Annotated in this window: 20 protein-coding genes and 2 pseudogenes; 6 read left to right on the top strand and 16 right to left on the bottom strand. The window is 39.2% G+C overall.

From position 1 onward, the window contains the following. Positions 1 to 397: 397 nt before the first annotated feature. The 6 genes and pseudogenes from SLP02_RS18355 to SLP02_RS18330 all read right to left on the bottom strand — a co-directional run bounded on the left by SLP02_RS18355 (position 398) and on the right by SLP02_RS18330 (position 6,929). A complete protein-coding gene (locus SLP02_RS18355; RefSeq protein WP_319422175.1) occupies positions 398 to 691 on the bottom strand; it encodes a hypothetical protein in 294 nt (97 codons plus the stop codon). Between the two features lie 107 nt (positions 692 to 798). Then, positions 799 to 2,153: pseudogene (dnaB, locus tag SLP02_RS18350) on the bottom strand (replicative DNA helicase). Continuing rightward, entirely contained in the window at positions 2,150 to 3,136 is a 987-nt protein-coding gene (locus tag SLP02_RS18345; RefSeq protein WP_319422173.1) for a MarR family transcriptional regulator, read from the bottom strand. The pseudogene dnaB and the gene SLP02_RS18345 overlap by 4 nt, the downstream one beginning before the upstream one ends. A 176-nt stretch (positions 3,137 to 3,312) precedes the next feature. Beyond that, positions 3,313 to 3,792: a hypothetical protein gene (locus tag SLP02_RS18340; protein WP_319418707.1), complete on the bottom strand. Its 480-nt coding sequence runs from the start codon at positions 3,790 to 3,792 to the stop codon at positions 3,313 to 3,315. Positions 3,793 to 4,422: 630 nt separating this feature from the next. Beyond that, positions 4,423 to 5,016: a hypothetical protein gene (locus tag SLP02_RS18335; RefSeq protein WP_319418706.1), complete on the bottom strand. Its 594-nt coding sequence runs from the start codon at positions 5,014 to 5,016 to the stop codon at positions 4,423 to 4,425. 1,194 nt (positions 5,017 to 6,210) lie between these two features. Continuing rightward, a protein-coding gene (locus SLP02_RS18330) for an IS1 family transposase (RefSeq protein ID WP_319418853.1) occupies positions 6,211 to 6,929 on the bottom strand; the annotation gives its coding sequence in 2 pieces (ribosomal slippage) (positions 6,211 to 6,641 and positions 6,641 to 6,929; 720 coding nt in all). Between the two features lie 9 nt (positions 6,930 to 6,938). Between SLP02_RS18330 and SLP02_RS18325 the strand changes: the two genes are divergently transcribed. Then, complete coding sequence (locus tag SLP02_RS18325; protein ID WP_319422172.1) at positions 6,939 to 8,147, top strand: pentapeptide repeat-containing protein; 1,209 nt, start codon at positions 6,939 to 6,941, stop codon at positions 8,145 to 8,147. Positions 8,148 to 8,329: 182 nt separating this feature from the next. Then, a complete protein-coding gene (locus SLP02_RS18320) occupies positions 8,330 to 8,968 on the top strand; it encodes a Uma2 family endonuclease (RefSeq protein WP_319422171.1) in 639 nt (212 codons plus the stop codon). Between the two features lie 212 nt (positions 8,969 to 9,180). Here the strand turns inward: SLP02_RS18320 and SLP02_RS18315 are convergent, their stop codons facing one another. The 6 genes from SLP02_RS18315 to SLP02_RS18290 form a co-directional block, all read right to left on the bottom strand. Then, complete coding sequence (locus SLP02_RS18315) at positions 9,181 to 9,510, bottom strand: type II toxin-antitoxin system HicB family antitoxin (RefSeq protein WP_319422170.1); 330 nt, start codon at positions 9,508 to 9,510, stop codon at positions 9,181 to 9,183. A 197-nt stretch (positions 9,511 to 9,707) separates the two neighbouring features. Further along, positions 9,708 to 9,896 carry a hypothetical protein gene (locus tag SLP02_RS18310; RefSeq protein WP_319422169.1) on the bottom strand — a complete coding sequence of 63 codons (189 nt, stop codon included), beginning with the start codon at positions 9,894 to 9,896 and terminating at the stop codon, positions 9,708 to 9,710. A gap of 200 nt (positions 9,897 to 10,096) precedes the next feature. Then, positions 10,097 to 10,489: a hypothetical protein gene (locus SLP02_RS18305; protein ID WP_319422168.1), complete on the bottom strand. Its 393-nt coding sequence runs from the start codon at positions 10,487 to 10,489 to the stop codon at positions 10,097 to 10,099. Between the two features lie 8 nt (positions 10,490 to 10,497). Beyond that, positions 10,498 to 10,737 carry a hypothetical protein gene (locus SLP02_RS18300; protein WP_319422167.1) on the bottom strand — a complete coding sequence of 80 codons (240 nt, stop codon included), beginning with the start codon at positions 10,735 to 10,737 and terminating at the stop codon, positions 10,498 to 10,500. A 49-nt stretch (positions 10,738 to 10,786) separates the two neighbouring features. Next, positions 10,787 to 11,005 (bottom strand): hypothetical protein, encoded by a 219-nt coding sequence (locus tag SLP02_RS18295; RefSeq protein WP_319422166.1) that lies wholly within the window; start codon positions 11,003 to 11,005, stop codon positions 10,787 to 10,789. A gap of 77 nt (positions 11,006 to 11,082) precedes the next feature. Further along, on the bottom strand, positions 11,083 to 11,616 hold the full coding sequence (locus SLP02_RS18290; protein ID WP_319422165.1) for a siphovirus Gp157 family protein: 534 nt from the start codon (positions 11,614 to 11,616) through the stop codon (positions 11,083 to 11,085). A 113-nt stretch (positions 11,617 to 11,729) separates the two neighbouring features. Here SLP02_RS18290 and SLP02_RS18285 point away from each other — a divergent pair, with 113 nt between their 5' ends. Further along, complete coding sequence (locus SLP02_RS18285) at positions 11,730 to 12,104, top strand: hypothetical protein (protein WP_319422164.1); 375 nt, start codon at positions 11,730 to 11,732, stop codon at positions 12,102 to 12,104. 28 nt (positions 12,105 to 12,132) lie between these two features. Here the strand turns inward: SLP02_RS18285 and SLP02_RS18280 are convergent, their stop codons facing one another. Both SLP02_RS18280 and SLP02_RS18275 read right to left on the bottom strand, forming a co-directional pair. Continuing rightward, the gene (locus SLP02_RS18280; protein ID WP_319422163.1) at positions 12,133 to 12,582 is read right to left on the bottom strand and encodes a hypothetical protein; all 450 of its coding nucleotides are present in this window, start codon (positions 12,580 to 12,582) and stop codon (positions 12,133 to 12,135) included. A gap of 848 nt (positions 12,583 to 13,430) precedes the next feature. Next, on the bottom strand, positions 13,431 to 13,658 hold the full coding sequence (locus tag SLP02_RS18275; RefSeq protein ID WP_319422162.1) for a hypothetical protein: 228 nt from the start codon (positions 13,656 to 13,658) through the stop codon (positions 13,431 to 13,433). A gap of 318 nt (positions 13,659 to 13,976) precedes the next feature. Here SLP02_RS18275 and ltrA point away from each other — a divergent pair, with 318 nt between their 5' ends. Both ltrA and SLP02_RS18265 read left to right on the top strand, forming a co-directional pair. Beyond that, the gene (gene ltrA / locus SLP02_RS18270) at positions 13,977 to 15,749 is read left to right on the top strand and encodes a group II intron reverse transcriptase/maturase (RefSeq protein WP_319422161.1); all 1,773 of its coding nucleotides are present in this window, start codon (positions 13,977 to 13,979) and stop codon (positions 15,747 to 15,749) included. 386 nt (positions 15,750 to 16,135) lie between these two features. Then, entirely contained in the window at positions 16,136 to 16,978 is an 843-nt protein-coding gene (locus SLP02_RS18265; protein WP_319422160.1) for a DUF5895 domain-containing protein, read from the top strand. 129 nt (positions 16,979 to 17,107) lie between these two features. Here SLP02_RS18265 and SLP02_RS18260 read toward each other — a convergent pair whose 3' ends face one another. Beyond that, on the bottom strand, positions 17,108 to 18,502 hold the full coding sequence (locus tag SLP02_RS18260; protein ID WP_319422159.1) for an SF1B family DNA helicase RecD2: 1,395 nt from the start codon (positions 18,500 to 18,502) through the stop codon (positions 17,108 to 17,110). Between the two features lie 28 nt (positions 18,503 to 18,530). Here SLP02_RS18260 and SLP02_RS18255 point away from each other — a divergent pair. Then, positions 18,531 to 18,722: pseudogene (locus SLP02_RS18255) on the top strand (oxidoreductase); the annotation flags it as partial. Positions 18,723 to 18,752: 30 nt separating this feature from the next. On the opposite strand, the gene SLP02_RS18250 reads toward SLP02_RS18255, so the two are convergent. Beyond that, positions 18,753 to 18,875 (bottom strand): hypothetical protein, encoded by a 123-nt coding sequence (locus tag SLP02_RS18250; RefSeq protein WP_319422157.1) that lies wholly within the window; start codon positions 18,873 to 18,875, stop codon positions 18,753 to 18,755. Positions 18,876 to 18,877: the final 2 nt, after the last annotated feature.

The following is an 18,877-nucleotide window of genomic DNA, read 5'->3' as shown; positions in this document are numbered from 1 at the left end:
CTTCCTTACAGGACGAATAAAGCTGGCAACAGGACTTGAACCTGCGACCGGCTGATTACAAATCAGTAAAAGGCAATGAGCATGAAATAGAAAGTATAAGATGAAAGCTATACCCATACAGGCTTTTGGCTTTTACTTGCTATTTCCTAATCGATAGTTTTTGAAAAGCGATCTAAATACGATCTAGATTTTAAAGAGCGAAATAGTAGTTAACAAAAAAGCGATCGCCCCAATAATTGTGAAAGAAATCGAAAATTACATTGGTAGACACTCTTTTATTATTAGAGACTAATTTTTTGTTTTTCTCGTTTTTTGCCTGCGCTATCAGACCAATTACAGCGATCGTATCGAATTATGAAACAGCGTAGCATTCGTTTCCTGACTCTGTAAATTAACATTAGGCTCTTTTTTCAGGTGGTGTGTTTAGTCGTTTTATACAGGCTGGTATGTTGAAATAATAGTTAGCATAGACACTATCAGGCGATCGCCTGTCTTGCACTTCAATTCCCAATCTAAAAGTTCCATTTTCGACGGTGGTTCTTAAGTTTTTGCCAGAACTATAGCCAAGCTTACGATAGGCATCTTTTGTTGGCAGAAATTCAACATCGCTCCGTATTTCGTAGTTAAATAAACGAGAAAATATAGCTTCAATCTTGGCTTCTACAATAGCTTCTATTTCAGCTTTGTTCATTAAAAAACTCCATTAATAGAAATACTCAAGTTAATAGCCGCTCATTGTGCTGAAGATCACTTAAAATAATTAGTCTTGCTAAATTCTTAATTTGAGATTTTAGCTGTTCAAACAAATTCTTTAAGAAAACGAATTATTCCAGAAGAGTCGTCGAATAGCACCTCTGCCGTTCCCGTCTTGCCATGTCTCGCCTTAGCCAAAATCAATTCTAAAATTCCTGGTTGTGAAGTCTTTCGGTCATAATATTCATCCCGATAAGCAAAGATAATATTATCCGCTACCATCTCTAGAATTCCCGACTGAGAAAGATCTGACATCAACGGACGTTTATTCTGTCTGCTTTCTACACCTCGACTGACTTGGGAAAGAGCTAAAATTGGCACATCTAGCTCTCCCGCCAGTTTGTATAGTTCTCTAGCGACATCACCAAGATCGTAACTACGATTGCCACCACTATCGGTAGCCATCATTTGTAGATAATCTACTATTACCAAACCTAACCTACCTTCTCTAGCTTTGACCCGACGACACTCAGAAGCAATCCCAGTTACATTGATGCCGCGATTCTCATTCATGTAGAGGGGTAACTCCATCGCAATTTTGACAATCTTGGCAATGCTATCCATTTCAGCTACGCTTAGAGAAGAAAGTTTAGCGCGATAACCGCGAAGACGTTCGACAGAAATTGGAGTTAGATTTAATTCCTGATAGCAATCCATACGACTCATCAAACTCCAAAGTCGATACTCTAACTGATACTTATACATTTCCAAAGAAAAGATAATTACAGGTAGCTTGTGGATAATCAACTCTTGAAGAGCCATAAATAGAGCGATCGCGCTTTTGCCCATAGACGGTCTACCAGCCAGAATAGTTAAGGTTCCTGGTTCAAATCCGATCATCAGAGCATCTAACTCCTCAATTCCAGTAGGATAGATAGGATTATCAGCTTCTAGCAGGTTAAATGCTGACATGGCAATTTCGCTATTATCTTCAGTATCAGATTTTAGCTTTTGTTGAGAAACACTAAAGATGGCTCTCTGCGAATCATTTAAAACCCGTTCGAGTTCGATAGTAGAATCATAGCCCAAGTCAACTATTTTATTTCCCGCTTCAATAACCTTACGTCGCAAATACTTATCCACAATCAAGTTGGCGTAGCGATCAATATTGACTGCCGAAACAGTACGATTTAGTAGTTGAGCTAGTTTAGTCGTACCGCCTACACGGTCTAATCGGTCGCGATCGCTCAAATAACTGCTGATTGCCATGAGATCGGTAGGTTCGCCTCGATGATGGAGTTTTAAGGCTGTTTGATAAATTTCACGATGAGCTAGGACATAGAAGGCTTCGGGTTTTAATTGTGCTTCGATCCGATACATTGCCTGTGGGTCGAGTAAGATTCCACCTAAAATCTCTTTTCGGCTTCGATATTGGCTGGAGGGAGATTTGGTTCGTTCATACTAGACCTCCACGAACTGTTTTGCCAGCAAAATCTCGATCTATGCTCCAATTACGTAAGGTTTCGCAACCTTGGGCAGTTTTTTGACTGAGAGGTTTGGCAACTGGTTTTGATTGGCTTTCTAAACTATTAATACTACGCTGGTGATCGTGCCTCGATCGATCTATTTCTCGTTCGATTTTTACGTCTGTATTCGGTTCTAAATGCTGCTCTAATTGTTTATTTTGTCGCTTTAAAAATTCTTGATATCTAGCGATCGCTTTTTGTTTGGCTTCAGAGATAGTAGAACTTCGGTCGGAGTTTGCGAAGCTACTGTTTTTTTCTTCTCGAAATTTCTGGTAATACACCTCCCAGCGATTCTGCCGTGCTTTTGTTTGACTGGCTAACCAAGCTTCAAGATCGTTGATGGGCTGATTAAAGTTTTGAATTTGCTTCCGAACAAATATAAAAAAAGACTCTCGCTCGCTTTCTGAGAGAGAGTCTTTAAAGTCTATATAAGTCTTAGACTTTTGAAAGCCATGCTTAGTCTTGGTTTCAGGCGATGCTTGTTGTCTAGTCGCACATTCTGTTGTCTGACCACACTCAATGTTGCGTGGAAGCACATCTGGTTGTGATGGCACAACTGGTGTTGTCTGGTTGCAATTTAGTTTTGTAGTAGCAACATCTGCTGTTTTTTCTTTCGAGAGAAATCCTTTAGGATTAACTTTGATATAGACCTGGAGCAACTCCGTTTCCAGAAAACCTTTGCTCTCTAAAGACTTTAATGCTCTACTAACAGTAGAACGGTGCATACCAGCTTCTTCTGTAGATAAATCTTTCGCAATCTGTGCTGGTGTTATATTGATACCTTTGTTATATGGATCGGTAATCCTCAAATAGTAGAGAATTTTAATTTCTGAAAAAGTTAGCTGCTTAATACTTTCCAGCCATTCTTCAATTTGGATGGGATAGAATTTTCCTCTAATTTTGGTTTGAGTCGTCATGATTAGTGAAAAACAAGGTGTAGCGAATCTGTGCCTCTTAAGAGGCACTTATGTTTTAGAATGTCAAAGCTAAAATTAATCTATTGAGTCTTACGACCGCGTTTTTTCTTTTGATTAGAAGGCAAAAAGGATAAGTAAACTTCAATACCTCTTTGGCTGATTGACTGACAAAACTTTCAAGAAATATTGTAGGAATAAGTTAAAACTTTGAACTCCAACTGATCTGCTCGTTTTTGATATTGCGATCGTGATGCCATTGCAGGTGAGGGATCTTGATTACTAGAGAAAGTCACGCAATGAAGTAAATTCCAACCATTAATGAGTGCAGCTTTGACCCAATCCCAACCAATCCTAAAATAGCTATTACCACGAAACCAATGAGTATCAACCCATCTTCGTTTGCCAATACGAACTACCTCAACACCTTGGGCACTAACGTAGAGAGTAGCCACAGATAAGATAAACCACAAACGGGACAAAGCGCATACATCTCGAATCATCGAGCGTTGAACATTCCAACCACCAGATTGGTCATCTAAAAAATTCGCTTCGATATCAAAACGTAATCCATATTCAGCAAAGGTTTGTAGAGTAGTTTTTTCATTACTGACAATTGCCCATAGTTCGCCGTTAACGTTGTTGCGACCAAGAATCACATGAACTTTGCCAGAAAATTCACCTTTGTGAATCTGTACGTTGTGTAAGCAAATTGCCTCTGCTAAATGAAAGTGAAAGTTTTTAGGTTGACCAGGGCTTCGCCCTACACGATGCGAAGCATCGAAGTCGTCCGAAGGACGGACGATCTGGGCGATAGCCCTGTGGCGCGAAGTGTGAGGTGAACGCTCTCTGCGTTCCGACGTCTCCTTGGGAACGGCGACGGACAGAGAGTCCGTGTATGAAGTAAAACAGCTGCATGAAGTATGAAGTATGAGGTATGAAGTATGAAGTAAAACAGCTACTTCTTCCTTCGTATGAGGTACAAAAAATCTTTCTTCCTTCTTCCTTCAAACTTCTTCCTTCAAACTTCGTAAACAGCTACTTCCTCCTACATGCGGACAAGTCCTTTGTTCCACTATAGTTGCAAGCCCCGTCGTTCACGATCGCTCTTAGTTTGGTAGAGGTACCAGGGCTTCGCCCTACACGATGCGAAGCATCGAAGTCGTCCGAAGGACGGACGATCTGGGCGATAGCCCTGTGTATGAGGTATGAAGGCGCGAAGTATGAGGTGTGAGGTATGAGCTACAAAAAATCCTTCCCGAATTCCGAATTCCTTCTTCCTTCAAACTTCAAACTTCTTCCTTCGTATGAGGTACAAGCCCTCGAACAAACTTGAAACTTCGCGCCTTCATACTTCTGTCTTCAAACTTCTGTTGACACCAACTTCCACGCCAAATCCAGGTATTACTCTTAATTCGGAGACGATAATGCCATCCTAGTTGAGTTGTCAGCATGGTCATCAATTCGGTATGTATAAATCCTCGCTCCGCGAGTAAAATTACCTTAACTGATTCTCGTAGCCTAACTTGTGCCTGCTTAATCATCTCTCGATAATCGGTAACTGAAATACTAGCACTTTCATGGTTCATCACTCTCCACACCAACGGTAAAGCTCTCCCTCGATGAATAACCCAAAGCCGCACAAGGCAATACTCATCCCAGAACAGTGAAGTGTCTAATGCCAAAAATATTTTTGATTCTGACCAATCATCAAGTGCTGCTTTGACCAAGGACTTTCTGATTCGATGGACATTGATTCGAGGATTGTTTAGCCAACGCTGAATACGTCTCTGTCTACCCCCAGCCAACTTCCCTCGACCAGGGATGTACATCGACCATTTTGTCAGGTTGACATTGCCCGTGTGTATTAAAGCAATTATCATCCAAATACAAGTTTGAAGATGACATAAATGTAACCAGTCAGTAGCTTGACCAGGGCTTCGCCCTACACGATGCGAAGCATCGAAGTCGTCCGAAGGACGGACGATCTGGGCGATAGCCCTGTGGCGCGAAGTGTGAGGTGAACGCTCTCTGCGTTCCGACGTCTCCTCGGGAACGGCGACGGACAGAGAGTCCGTGTATGAAGTAAAACAGCTACATGAAGTATGAAGTATGAGGTATGAAGTATGAAGTAAAACAGCTACTTCTTCCTTCGTATGAGGTACAAAAAATCTTTCTTCCTTCTTCCTTCAAACTTCTTCCTTCAAACTTCGTAAACAGCTACTTCCTCCTACATGCGGACAAGTCCTTTGTTCCACTATAGTTGCAAGCCCCGTCGTTCACGACGAAAGAGGTTTGGTAGAGGTACCAGGGCTTCGCCCTACACGATGCGAAGCATCGAAGTCGTCCGAAGGACGGACGATCTGGGCGATAGCCCTGTGTATGAGGTATGAAGGCGCGAAGTATGAGGTGTGAGGTATGAGCTACAAAAAATCCTTCCCGAATTCCGAATTCCTTCAAACTTCGCGCCTTCAAACTTCAAACTTCGTATGAGGTACAAGCCCTCGAACAAACTTGAAACTTCGCGCCTTCATACTTCTGTCTTCAAACTTCTATTGACTCATTCATTGATTCAAGGCATTGTAGAGACGGGAGTTTTGATTCACAGTATTCTGAAATTATGAGTGGTATCTAATCTCAGAGTGCTGACTCCCCTTGCTTTGTGTCAATCCCTCAACTCTTTACTGAATCTCTATTCTCAGGTTTTTCTCTTCATCTTTTGTCAGTCAACCAGCCTCTTTGGTGTGCTTCCGGGCAAAAAATATTTACCAACCAATTTATGATTAGTAGACTGTTGTACTTAATTGTTCGTGTACTTATGTATTGAAAGTGTATTCCTTCACACCAGTAAAGTTTACGATACGACTTTAAGGTATGTACCGAGATATCTAATTTCTCGGCAATTTTGCGTTTACTGAGCCAAAGACCATCTTCTGGATTTTCAACTTTTGAGACTATAGTGGATAAGTTTTTCATACTACCCCCCGATCCGTAATTGAAATATCCGATAAAGCTGAAAGTATTCTTTCAAAATAAAGGTCTTTCGACTTGAAACGAAATTAGTTAAAATGGTAGTCCTAAAGATGTAAGGACGTGTTGTAATGATGGACAAAATACCAGATTGCCCCGATCTGATTTTCGATTTTCTTAGAGAACGATAGAGTCTTCCTGACTAATCGAGAAACTCTTTGTCGCATTGTGCAATTAAATCGTTCTATGTAATTGGTTTTTCTCTCTTTCCCCACCGCTTGATGGCGTTTTGAAGGAATTACCTGTTCATAGGCTTCCCAGAAGTCACTATAACAAACGGCACACTGTCGATAGACTGAGGGCAAAGATTGCCATAGCTTTCTCGCTCCATGACGACGGCGATCGCCGATATGAACCCCGACTATTTCTTTAGTTTTTGCAGCCAAAGCCAACCAAATCCATTGTTTATTGGCTTTATTACCGACAAATGACCACATTTCATCACACTGAATCGTTAATTTTCCTTTTTTTTTGTTCTCACTTTAACTTGCTGAGAAACTGATTCGTATTTAGCATTGACATAACTCTGTAACCAAGGTTCTGAAACTTCTGTAACTCGGGCAATTCCAGCTAAAGGAATCTTCTCTAAGAGTAATTTGTCAATCAAGTTTTTGGTTGGTTGGTCGATCATTTTATTCTGTGGATTTTCCACATATTGTCTACCACAGTCGCGACATTTATAATTTTGCTTGCCATTGTGAATGTGACCGTTTTTAACAATTTGTTCTGAATTACATGATGGACAAGATGGCAAATCTACTGGCATGGAAATCAAATGATCTACAATTTCCTATTTTATATCCTTACATCTTTAGGACTACCCAATTTAGATTATGCTGATTTAAGCGATGTTTGTGGCACGGCTATTTCTTTTAGGAATGCAAGCTTAAATAAAGCTAATTTGAAGAATGTAGAGTTTAATGAGAGTGATTTTTCAAAAGCATCTCTTGTTGAGGCAAACTTAGAAAATGCTCGGCTTAAAAATATATGGTTCGGACAAGCAGATTTAACCCAAGCGAATTTTAAAGAAGCTTGTTTGAGTTTTACTAATTTTGAAAATGCCAATATGTATATGGCAAATTTAAGTGGAGTCGAAGGTGTTAGAGTAACTTTAAAAAAAGCATTTTTAAAAAAAGCCAACTTAAAAAAAATAAATTTGGTAAATTCTTTTTTTGATGATGCTAATTTAAATGAGGCAACTCTTGAAAAAGCAACTCTTGATGATTGTTCTATTTATGGAGTTTCATTATGGGGAACTAAAGCTGAAGAAATAAAGTTAAACAATGTATATATTTCTCCTAAAATCAAGGAATCTCTTACAATAAATAACTTGAAGTTAGCACAAACCATCTATTTGCATCGCGAAAATCCTTCGCTTACTAAAAAATTCATTCAATTATGCCAGATGGAGGAAGAAGCAGTCAAGTTATCAAATATTATCATCAAAAAATATTGTGAATACAGCCAGACTTATGGATTTCGTATTTGCAGCAATATTGAGCAAAGAAGAAGCAATAGTATAATACCTTATTGTGAAATTAGAGAAACTGACAATACGTATTTATTTGTGAAGATTGTTCATTTATTGCAAGGTGGTTTTTTAAAAAAAGAGATACATGAACCTCGTATAATCTTGACAATAGATGATGGGATTGTAGAGAGTAATCTCAATCCAGATGATATTGAAATGCTAAAAGGAATGGTTGAATATGAAGAAAAGACTCAGAAAGAGCGAATTGAGCTAATAGCACCAATAGTTATAAGAATTCTCGATGTAACGAATAGTGATGAATTTATTGACGAAAATTATACTTTAACAAAAAATAAAGGAGAAGTTGCTGTGGTGACTAATTGGGAAGCAAAAATCGAATTGATGAGAGTTAAACCTGAAGGAAATCAGTGGCAGATTATTAATTCTAGTTTGAGTAAAGATAACTGCAAAGATATTCAAAACATTATAGAAAAATTAGAAAAATCTTCTTAAAATATGAAATAATCGGCTTTGAATTTTTGACCTAATTTTGTCGAACATTATGCATAATAAGCTAGATTATTTTCTACTATTTTAATGTATGTTTATTTAGTAGAAATTTATATATTAGCAAAATAGAACTGAATTACTTATATCGACCGACTATTTAATTTATTTACAAATAAATTAGTACTATGCAAGTAGCTTTAGAAAAAATTGTTGTAAAACCAGGTCAGCAATTATTACTACAAGATATTAACTGGCAGGATTTTGAAGAAATCTTAGAAGAACTAGGAGAACATCGCAGTTCCAAAATTTCATACAGCAACGGAGTATTGGAAATTATGGTTCCCCTACCAGAACATGAAAAAGACAAAGAAATAATTAACGAAATCGTCAAAATCTTGCTTGACGAATTAGAAATTGATTTTGAACCTCTAGGTTCGACAACATTTAAGAATAAACAGATGATACAGGCTGTCGAACCAGATTCTTGTTTTTACATCCAGAATTATCAAGTTGTCATTGGCAAGAATAGATTAGACTTAGAAATCGACTCTCCCCCAGATTTAGCTATCGAAATAGACATAACTAATAGAACACAGTTAGATAACTATCTGTTGTTAAAAGTTCCTGAATTGTGGCGATACACTAGAAAAGGGTTACAAATTTATTTGTTAGAGGAAAATCATTACACAAAATCTCAAATAAGCTCCAATTTTCCTGACATTCCTATCGTCAAACTTATTGAAAAATACGTTAAACAAGCTCAAACTGAAGGCAGAGGTAAAGCAATTAGGGCTTTTAAAAAGTGGGTTAGAGACAATCTTTGAACGCGCTGTGAAACAAATTTTTGCCACTTTTACTCTACAGTCTCATCTTGCATAGCTGAAGAAGCTACAAAACTTTTGACTTTATTTCAAAACTTCTTAAGATTAACTTAGTTTTCGTTACCTATATGACCAAAAACGCAAAAACTAATGTTGTTGTTTTATACTGGGTCACTCGGCAAAGCGGATCGGGCGTACGAAAAGGCACTAAAGATCTAAAGTATTATCTTACAGAGCGATCGCTCCAAAGTTTCCAGCTTAGTATTATGGCTGGGGTCAAGTATTCTTCTAACCTCTTTCTCATCCACACTCAAAACATTAGCAAGTTGGGTTTGATTAATGTTTTTCTCCTGCATTGCTAGCCAAATTGAAGCTTTAAAGGAGGTCTGTAGTGGTGTTGTTACCGTATATTCGTTTTCATCTGGTTCGGAAGGAACGGGAATTTCTGAACGGCGAATAACTCTGTTAGCGATCGCTTCTTCCAAACAATCAGCAGCTTCACTGAGAGCATCCTCAATACTTTCTCCTTGAGTAATAGCGGTCACGGTAGGTCACGAAAGGTAACTGTAAAACCACCGTCTACTTCATCGGTTGTTAAGGTTACAGGAAAAGAAAAGCGACTCTCTGTTTGATTGGTTTTAAAATTCATCTTCTTTGATTCCCAATTGAGCAAGCGTGCTTTGTAAGTGCCAATTTTGAGCAAGGAAGCGCGCCGAATTTAGTTCGGCAAGCGCAAGTCTTGCTAGAACTCATCTTTGAGATTCCGAACTACTGTAAATTTTTCGCCATAGTAAAGTGTAATATGGCTACCTTTGCCACGACTTTTATCTATAGAAATTGTCTTACCTTTAGCTTTAGCCAGTTTTTTCACTCTCTTGATAAATTCATTACCTGTCATGGTTAATGAGAGGACATATATGTCCGATACCATTTTAGCTAAGTATACGGGAGCTTTAGCAACTAAAACAAACTTTTTTGCTTGATTTTATGATTGCTTGCTTTTTTCTTCGATTTACCTTTCTTTTTGCTGTGTAATCCCTGTTCAACTTCCTCGGCGTAGCGATGATGGTTTAATTGCAGCAAACGGTCTAGGATTTCGCGTCTGGCTACTTCGCTGATGGTGTAACGGAGTCACTGTTTCATGGAAGCCACGTTGTAAGGATGAATGATGAGGGATGAAGGATGAACTGTCTCTACCTTTTTCATCGTTTCGCTTTTATCATTGCGAAGAAACACCTCTGGAAATTCCAATTCCCAATGGAAAGTATGTAATTGGGGTAAAATAGCTAGAAACGAGTATCGGTGCAATCGCGCAAGTCTTTGATTTTGGCGTTGGCTTGGACTAAGAGATGAGCTTCTTCGTTTTGGTCTTGAGAAAGTTGACGGGTTTAGCTGCGATTTGTTGGCGAAGGGGAATGGCTTCATTAATTTCTTGCCGCAGGCAATCGCTACCTCAACATTCAACACTGCTTGTATACAGTTATTCATGGCTGAAATTGAAAGTTTATTTAAAATTTCAGACATACTATTGTTTATTTGTTTTTATGTCTTCGTTCGTATACGGTGACGATGCGCTCTAAAGTTTCATCGTCGAATAGATGTAACGCCTTATTTAACTTCTGCCAATCGCGCCATTTTTCCAGACAGTAAGCATCTTTTTCTAACCGTCGGTCAGTCCAGTTATGTTTTTGAAGAATTTCTCGACAGAATTCATAAAAATTAATGTGCCAATTGAGGTTAGCTACGGCTTTTTGCAAAGTAATAACGTTCATAGTTCGATTCAGAATTAACTTCACAAGTTGCTGTAGGACTTTTATTACATCAGAAAATCTCTAGATTATATTTTTCTTCGCCTAAATCTCTTTTTGTCATCTCATTAGTCAATTCGCCACTAGCGAGTTTGGCTTTGGTTTCATGCCAGCCTGAAAGATAGTAACAATTATCTGAGGCTGGAGTTTCTAAAGTTAAAGCATCATTTTCACCATTGATGTACTCAAATAGAGCATCTTCATCTCTCGAACTAAGTTGTGAATAGTTCATAGTAATTGTTATCTAATAAACTTCATTCACTCCTCAGCACGAGACAGTAATTATTTATTTTTTATCTAACTTGTTTTCTATTTAATCCTAATTACCAAACTGGTTTCGGTTTCTCCCCAATCAGCCCAAGGAAAGTCATCTTTGCTAGTCTTCAAAGCTTGTTTTAGATCGTTTAGCTTGGCTTCTACTTTGACTCGCTGATATTCTTCTGGCAGTTCTTCTGGTGCTACTTTGAGAACTACTGGCTGTCTGGTTTGCTGATAAATAGTTGAGTATTTACCCTTGACTTTGTTAATTCCTCGTTCCTGCATTGCTAGCAAAATGTACTGCTTTAGCTTACTGGCAGAGTTAAGTTGGCTGGCGTATCTGACTTTTAAATCATCAATCATCGATTTAATTGCCTCGGCTTCTTTTTCAAGGCATTTAGCAGCATAGGCAGCAGACTCTAGCTTTGCTTTCCAGTCCTCCTCTTGACCTAACCATTGTTGAAAAAGCTCTTGGGAACGTTCGTCTTTTTCGGCTTCAGTTAATTCTTCGCTGTTGGCAATTTCGGCGATCGCATCTTCTAGTTCGATTAAATCTTGAGTTTTGTTCCAAAGATTATTGTTCATGATTTGTATTTTCTTTGTTATGTAGATTTCATTTGCCCCGAAGGACTTATTATTGTTTTTTAACTTTTAATTTATTTGATATCCTTGTTATTAACGAGGCAAAAATATTAATCATGGAAAGTTTAAATCAATTAATAGGCGACCGTGTAACAAAACACTGCGGAAAGACAGAAACAGAGTTGCTAAAGTTTTGCCAGTTACAGTTGGTTGTAGTGCAAGAGAAGTCAGCGTTAATGATTCGTTGTCCAAATATTTGGACTGAAAAGCAGTTACGCGAACGTTTGCTGTCAGGTAATTTCGGTCAACTTTTGCATGGTCTTGGTATCGAGCGGACAGTTCTTGCCATTGGCGAGAACTGTAAACTCTACTGGTGTTGGGATCTAACCAGCTTTTCTTTTAAAGGCTACTTTATCAATGGAGACTTAACTAAGCTCAAAATTGTGAATATTCCCACAATCGAGGAATTGGAAAACATGGCAGGCAGGTAATAGTTACTTACCTGTCATGTTTTTTTACTTAAAAGTCAACTTCGACTTCTTCTTCTTCGTAAACTGGTTTGGCGGTTGGAAGTTCTGGGAGTTCTACCTGTCGCTCGTTCATCCTTGCAGCATAAACTTGGTGTTGAGCATCAAATAACTTTAACTCTTCTGCCTTCTTTTGACCAGGGCTTCGCCCTTGAAGGCAGAAGGCAGATGGCAGATGGCAGAAGGAAAAGCAGCTACTTCCTCCTTCTTCCGTCAGGATACAAGCCTCGTCGTTTACGACGAAAAGGGTTTGGTAGAGGTACAAGCCTCTTCCAAACAAGTTACCTTCTGCCATCTGCCCTTGTAGCGCAGCGTCTTCTGCCTTCTTTTGACGCAAGGTGTAAAACACTGCCTGCCATTTACGAAAAGCAGCCTTTTTTTCTTGTTCTTTGAGTGTGGGAACCTGAAATTTGGATGATGGAGCGTTGTGATCGATCGTCATGATTTGATTTTCCTCGTGTTATTTTATATGCTGATTTTTCTTATCCCAGCTATCTCTGGGGCAAGGGGTGGAGGCTTCAAAAGTCAATGGGTTTAGTTTTTGTTAGCGAGTTATTTTCTGTTCGGAATACGGTTTTTAACTTAGAGTTTGTGGACGAAGCGAACCAACCTATAAGCAGAAATTAAAGATTTAAAAGCAGCAAAGCGAGTCCTATAAACTCTTTAAAAAGCATATTTCGCTACAGAAAGTTAGAGCTTCACAAAGACTCCCTTGACGTTTGGAGTCACCCCTTATAATAAAAAAAGCTGAGAGAAGAAACCTCTACTAGGTGCTTCGATAACGCAATCAGCACTAAGTAACGTATGAGGCTTGAATAATAAGTAATACAAATTATTACATTGCCCAGTTTGTCTTCTTTTAGGCAATATTTTTGAAATTCAATACAGGATTACAATACTTTAGCATCGTTGTTTTGATGTGTCTTAACTTCTATTTTAAGGAGCGTTTTTTTCGATAGGTGCGTTCAGGAAAACATTTATGTAACTTATATTCTGGCGACCGCTTAAATTTTAAAGATCGAACTCTGTATCTTTTGTATAACAAAGGTTTCAGAGACAGACTGCACTCGGTCGCACGAACCCTATATTTAAGTGCGACTCGTTTAGTTGAAACAAGGAGTAAAAACCCTTGGTATGACTAGCTTGGATAAGACTCAATCATGAGTATCTGAACCATGACAACTGAATATTTCGTGTAGGTGAGAGAGCCTGTAATAAGGTGCTAAATATTAACAAAAGCTCAAATCATCAAGTCCTACTCTCTCGGTGTTGGGAGTAAAAGCATAACCCCTACGGTAGCGACTGGTCATCAATCCGTAAAGCGGGGTTAAATGTAGCTCTAACTGGTAGTCTGGACTGGTTCTCTGCTAGCAAGAAGTCTATGGATAAGATTAATTCTGAAGTAAAAGGAATAATCTTCCCGTCATAACCATCGTTAAGGGTAAACAGCCAAATCAGGTCTGACAGGCACGCGACGCGGTAGCGTCGCCAGTCGTCGTTAGACGACGATCTGGGCATTCGCCCTGTGCCAAAAGGCATCAGCGCATCTGGTTAATTGTCAGTGTGAATATGACAATCACAACACTAACCGCGCTCGGTGGACAGACACATCCTAAAGATTCATACCAACGAAATATTCGGAACGAGGAAATCCCTCTATAGCTCTCAGGCTATTGGTCGAAATACCTGAGTAATCAACCAAGACGTAAACTCTCCGATATCAGGAGGCTATAGAGGGCGAAGGATTGAGGAAAAAGCTAAGGCTTATTTGTAATGAATAAGATATGCCCACGTCCTCACTGTTTTCAGTCAAGTAGTGATTAAGTAGCAATAGATATGTCTAAAACAGATTCAAATCAGAATACTGTGGAATGGAAACAGCTTGATTGGCGTAAAATCCAGAAGGCTGTTTGGAAGTTGCAAAAGAGAATCTACCGAGCCTACATCAATGGTGATGTCAAACAAGGAAGAAGGCTACAAAAAACCCTCATCAAATCCTATTACAACCGACTTTTATCCGTAAGACTGGTCACACAGGATAATTCAGGAAAGAAAACTGCGGGAGTGGATCAGGTGAAATCCTTGACCCCAAAGCAGCGATTTCAACTCGCAAACGGTTTAAAACTAGAGGATAAATCCCAACCCATTAGAAGAGTTTGGATTCCCAAGCCTGGAAGAAACGAAAAGCGACCTCTAGGTATTCCTGTGATGCGCGACAGAGCAACACAAGCTTTAGTTAAAGCTGCTCTAGAACCAGAATGGGAGTCAAGATTTGAAAATAATTCTTATGGCTTTCGACCTGGAAGAAGCGCACATGACGCTGTGGAAGCCATCTTCAACCAGATTAGATATAAATCAAAATTTGTGTTGGATGCAGATATAGCGAAATGTTTTGACCGAATTAACCACCATCACCTCCTAGCCAAGCTCAATACATTTCCTACCATTAGGAGACAAATCCGAGCCTGGTTGAGAGCCGACATTTATGACTTTGAGAAGAATCAAAAGACTCCAAACCGTCAGGGAACGCCACAGGGAGGCGTAATTTCCCCGCTTTTAAGCAATATAGCCCTACACGGAATGGAAAATAGGATTAAACAAATTAAGGGTGCATCTTTAATCAGATATGCTGACGATTTCGTAATCTTTTATAAAAATTTGGATACTCTCAAGGTTTGTCAAAATGTCATAAGTGAATGGTTATCCCACTACGACCTTGAATTAAAATTTAGCAAAACCAAAGTTGTTCACACTCAACTTGAACTGGATAAACATCAACCAGGATTCGATTTTCTGGGATTCAATATACGCCAATATAAAGTTGGCAAATACCAGTCAGGGAAGAACGGACAGGGTAAATTATTGGGGTTCAAAACAATTATAAGACCATCATCCGATAGTGTTAGGAGGCACTATGAAAAACTTTCCCTTAAAATCGGAAGGTTAAAAGCTGCACCCCAAGAAAAAATCATCAGTGAGTTGAATCCGATTATTAGAGGATGGTGTAACTATTACAGAACAGTGTGTAGTCAAGAAACTTACTCAAAAGTTGGTCATTTAACTCACAAAAGGCTACGTAGATGGGCGGATAGAAGACATCCCAACAAAAGTAAATACTGGGTGGGAGATAAATACTGGGTAACTATAGGAGAAGATAATTGGGTTTTTGGTAAGGAATATAAGGATGATTTTATTACCTTAGAAAGACATACTAAAACAGCAATTGTACGCCATGTCAAAGTTAGAGGAAATAAAACCCCCTATGACGGAGACACCATTTACTGGGCAAAAAGAAAGGGTTCGCATCCTGAATTGAAGCCTTCAACAGCTAAATTGTTGAAAAAACAAATGGGTTTATGTAATTGGTGTAATCTTAACTTCCTTGATGGAGATTTGATAGAAACTGACCATATCATCCCCAAAAAGGCGGGTGGTAGCAATAGTAGAGATAATCTCCAGCTACTACACAAACATTGCCATGATGCCAAAACGTACAGTGACCAATTGGTTATAAAGCTCCATCAAGCGAAAAAGTCAGGAGAGAAGACTCAAAAATGGTTCAATAACTTGGACTGGCTATGGGTCAACGATATTCCTACCTTACTGTAATTGGGTACTCACGTATGAGTCTGAAAAGAGAGGAGCGCAGTGAGGTTAAAGTCTCATGCTGCGTTCATTTGACGAGTCGGGTTGGTGACAACCTGGCTTAGTCTAACGCCTAATTATACCTGCTCAAAATGCTAATCCCAATCACAAACCCTAATTTCTCCCTCAGTCTTGTATATCTCTACTGCTGCTTCGAGAGAGATCGCTCTTTAACTGTTTTGAAACGTTTGCTTTACGAAATAGGCGTTTCAAGCTGTATCAGCTTAGTCCCAATAGCTTCGATAGTTTTCTCCAAGTAGAAAGATATTTTTGTTGAATAAAATGTCAATATAAAAGTAAAAAATAGTATAATTATACTAGTTACCAATTATCAATAACCATCAATAATCGTGAGCAACTATCAAGACTTTGGCTTCGCTAGTAATGAGTACAATGGCGAGTTAACTACCCCTCCTTATTGTCAGTTTCTTAATGCTGGGAGTAAAAATTACGGCATAGCAATTACGCCAGCTAATGTCCAGTTAGCTGAGTTTGAACTAATAGATACTTGGCAACCGCTAGAGCATGAATTTAGCGACGGTACGACAGAGACGCTTTTAGTAACTCAGCAGCCAAGACTGCTAATCTTAAATCGCTCTATGCCTTTAATGAGTAATGAATTTGAGACTATAGCCTACAGTAAAGCTAAGTTTCATTCGGGGAACTATAAAGCCTTTTCTTATCTCGTAGTTTGGTTTTTAGATAACTTCAACAAGCCGTTGTCAAAACTACCATTCCGATTAAAGTGTTCGGGCTACTCAGGCTATACTTTTCTAAAAAACTACAGCTATTACAACAATCCCGATTCTTTTTGCCAAAAATTTCTTACTACTTACAAAACGCTGAGTTGCGATCGCGCAATTAACAAGAATGATGTCTTCTATGCTCATGGCGTTTACCAGCCAACACTTATTAGACAGAAAGCAACTTCTAGCGTTAACGGTCAATCTAGTTTTGCCGTGATGACCGATAGCTTTATCGAACCAACTAAAGATAATTTTGCTTCACTAATTATTAAAAATGGTTCTAATGCTAGCAACCAAATTAAAGAATTTACCCAGACTACTAAACCCTGGTTAAAGACAGAAACAGTAGAACACGAGCATGATGAGAATGAGGTAAGCCAATCGACTGAACCGAAAGGGCAAAACGGTATTAAAGCGGGTTTGACCCCCGAACCAATAGCTTTTTAAGCATACTTAAAATTGATTATCGAACTAGTACATAAGCTAAGAATGACTAGTCTTGGCTTCTTGAGGCAAAACTAGCGAGAGTGTTATGAAGGGCAATCTCGCTAATTCTACCCCAAAATAGATAGCTGGTTAATTTTTACCTTCTAGTCTCTCCTTTAACCTTGTATACCTTTGCTGCTGCTTAACCTGCTTCACAGCGATCGCAATAGCTTTTGACGAACCGACAATTAACGCCAGCTTCTTAGCTCTAGTCAATCCAGTGTAAAACAGATTGCGTGACAGCATAACGTAGTGTTGAGTATAGAGAGGTAGAATAACCACGGGATATTCAGAACCTTGGCTTTTATGTATTGAGGTTGCCCAAGCTAAGGTAATTTCATTCAAGTCTGCATAGTCGTAAGTTACATCTCGACCATCGAAGTCGATAGTCACTTCCTTTTCAGTATGATCGATCGCCCTGACTATTCCCAAATCACCATTAAAGACTTCCTTATTGTAGTCATTCTTTAGCTGCATTACGCGATCGCCTATCCGTAGAATACTATCGCCTCTAACTAATTTTTCTTTATCTTCAGATGGAGGATTGATTAACTGTTGCAGTACTTTGTTTAAGTTGCGAGTTCCAATTAAACCGCGAGTCATGGGACACAATACCTGAACATCAGTAGCGGGATTAAAACCAGCTTGAGGGATGTAATGCTCGATAAGTTCACAGATAGTCTGTACGCCGTGTTCTGCTTCTGTTCCCCCTGAATGCCAGAGACAGTCGGAGGTAGCCTTCATACTGATTGGTTCGAGTTTGGGTATGTGACCGTGATTGATTTGGTGAGCAGTACGGATAATGGCACTCTCGGCTGCCTGTCTGAATACCTGAGTCAGACGCACGACGGGAATCTTCTCCGAACTAATCAAATCTTTGAGGATATTTCCAGGTCCTACGGATGGCAACTGATCTATATCTCCCACCATTAAAAGTAAACAATCTTTAGGTATGGCTTTAAGTAGAGAATGAGACATAAATAAATCCACCATACTCGATTCATCTACTACAATCGCACTGCAATTGAGTTGATTATCCAAGTCGCGTTTAAAACCCATCTTACTGGGGTCAAATTCCAACAGCCGATGTAGGGTTTTTGCCTCTAAGCCCGTCATTTCAGATAGTCTTTTAGCTGCTCTACCTGTCGGTGCAGCACAAGCAATCTTTTTACCCATCGCTTTCCAGAGAGTAACGATAGTGCGAGTCACAAAAGTTTTTCCCGTTCCTGGTCCTCCAGTGAGAATCACTACCTTTTCTAATGCTGCCGTTTCTACAGCCTGCAATTGCTGGGGTGATAATTGAATTTGATTGGAGGCGGTAAAGCGATTAATCCAGCTTTTTACGCGAGCGCTATCTACATCGATTTTGGTTTCTAGCTTCTGTTGTAGTAGTTTAGCTAAATGCCGTTCACTGTGGAAGAAACTGGGCTTGTAATAAAATATTTCATCATCTATTTCTCTAATTAACTGTTCTTCGGTGACCATCTCTTTAAGTATATTGGCGATCGCACTTTCTTCAGGTGCGGTAGAAACCGAACTTGGCTCAGATATTACGGACGATTCAGCCAAAGGCTTTTTGCAAGAGTTACGCAAAACTGCACTAACGACCGACGCGATCGCCTGTGCTGTCTTATATGCCGTGTCTCAGTCAGATGATGTGGATGTTAATGAAGTGATTGTTCGTCCAACGGCGAGTGCATATTAATTATTAGAAGAAAGTACTTAAGTTTGACGCTCATTCTAAAACAGAGACGATTCCACCACTATCGTCGAGTTTATATCCCATCTTTTTCTCAGTGATGAAAATTGGGTGATCGATAAAGTTTAAGTAGGTTGGATCGCAAGCTTGAGTTCGCATTA

This window comes from Pleurocapsa sp. FMAR1 (assembly GCF_963665995.1).
Classification (GTDB): domain Bacteria; phylum Cyanobacteriota; class Cyanobacteriia; order Cyanobacteriales; family Xenococcaceae; genus Waterburya.
The sequence above is the reverse complement of the archived record's forward strand: the minus strand, read 5'-3'. Positions and strand labels throughout refer to the sequence as shown.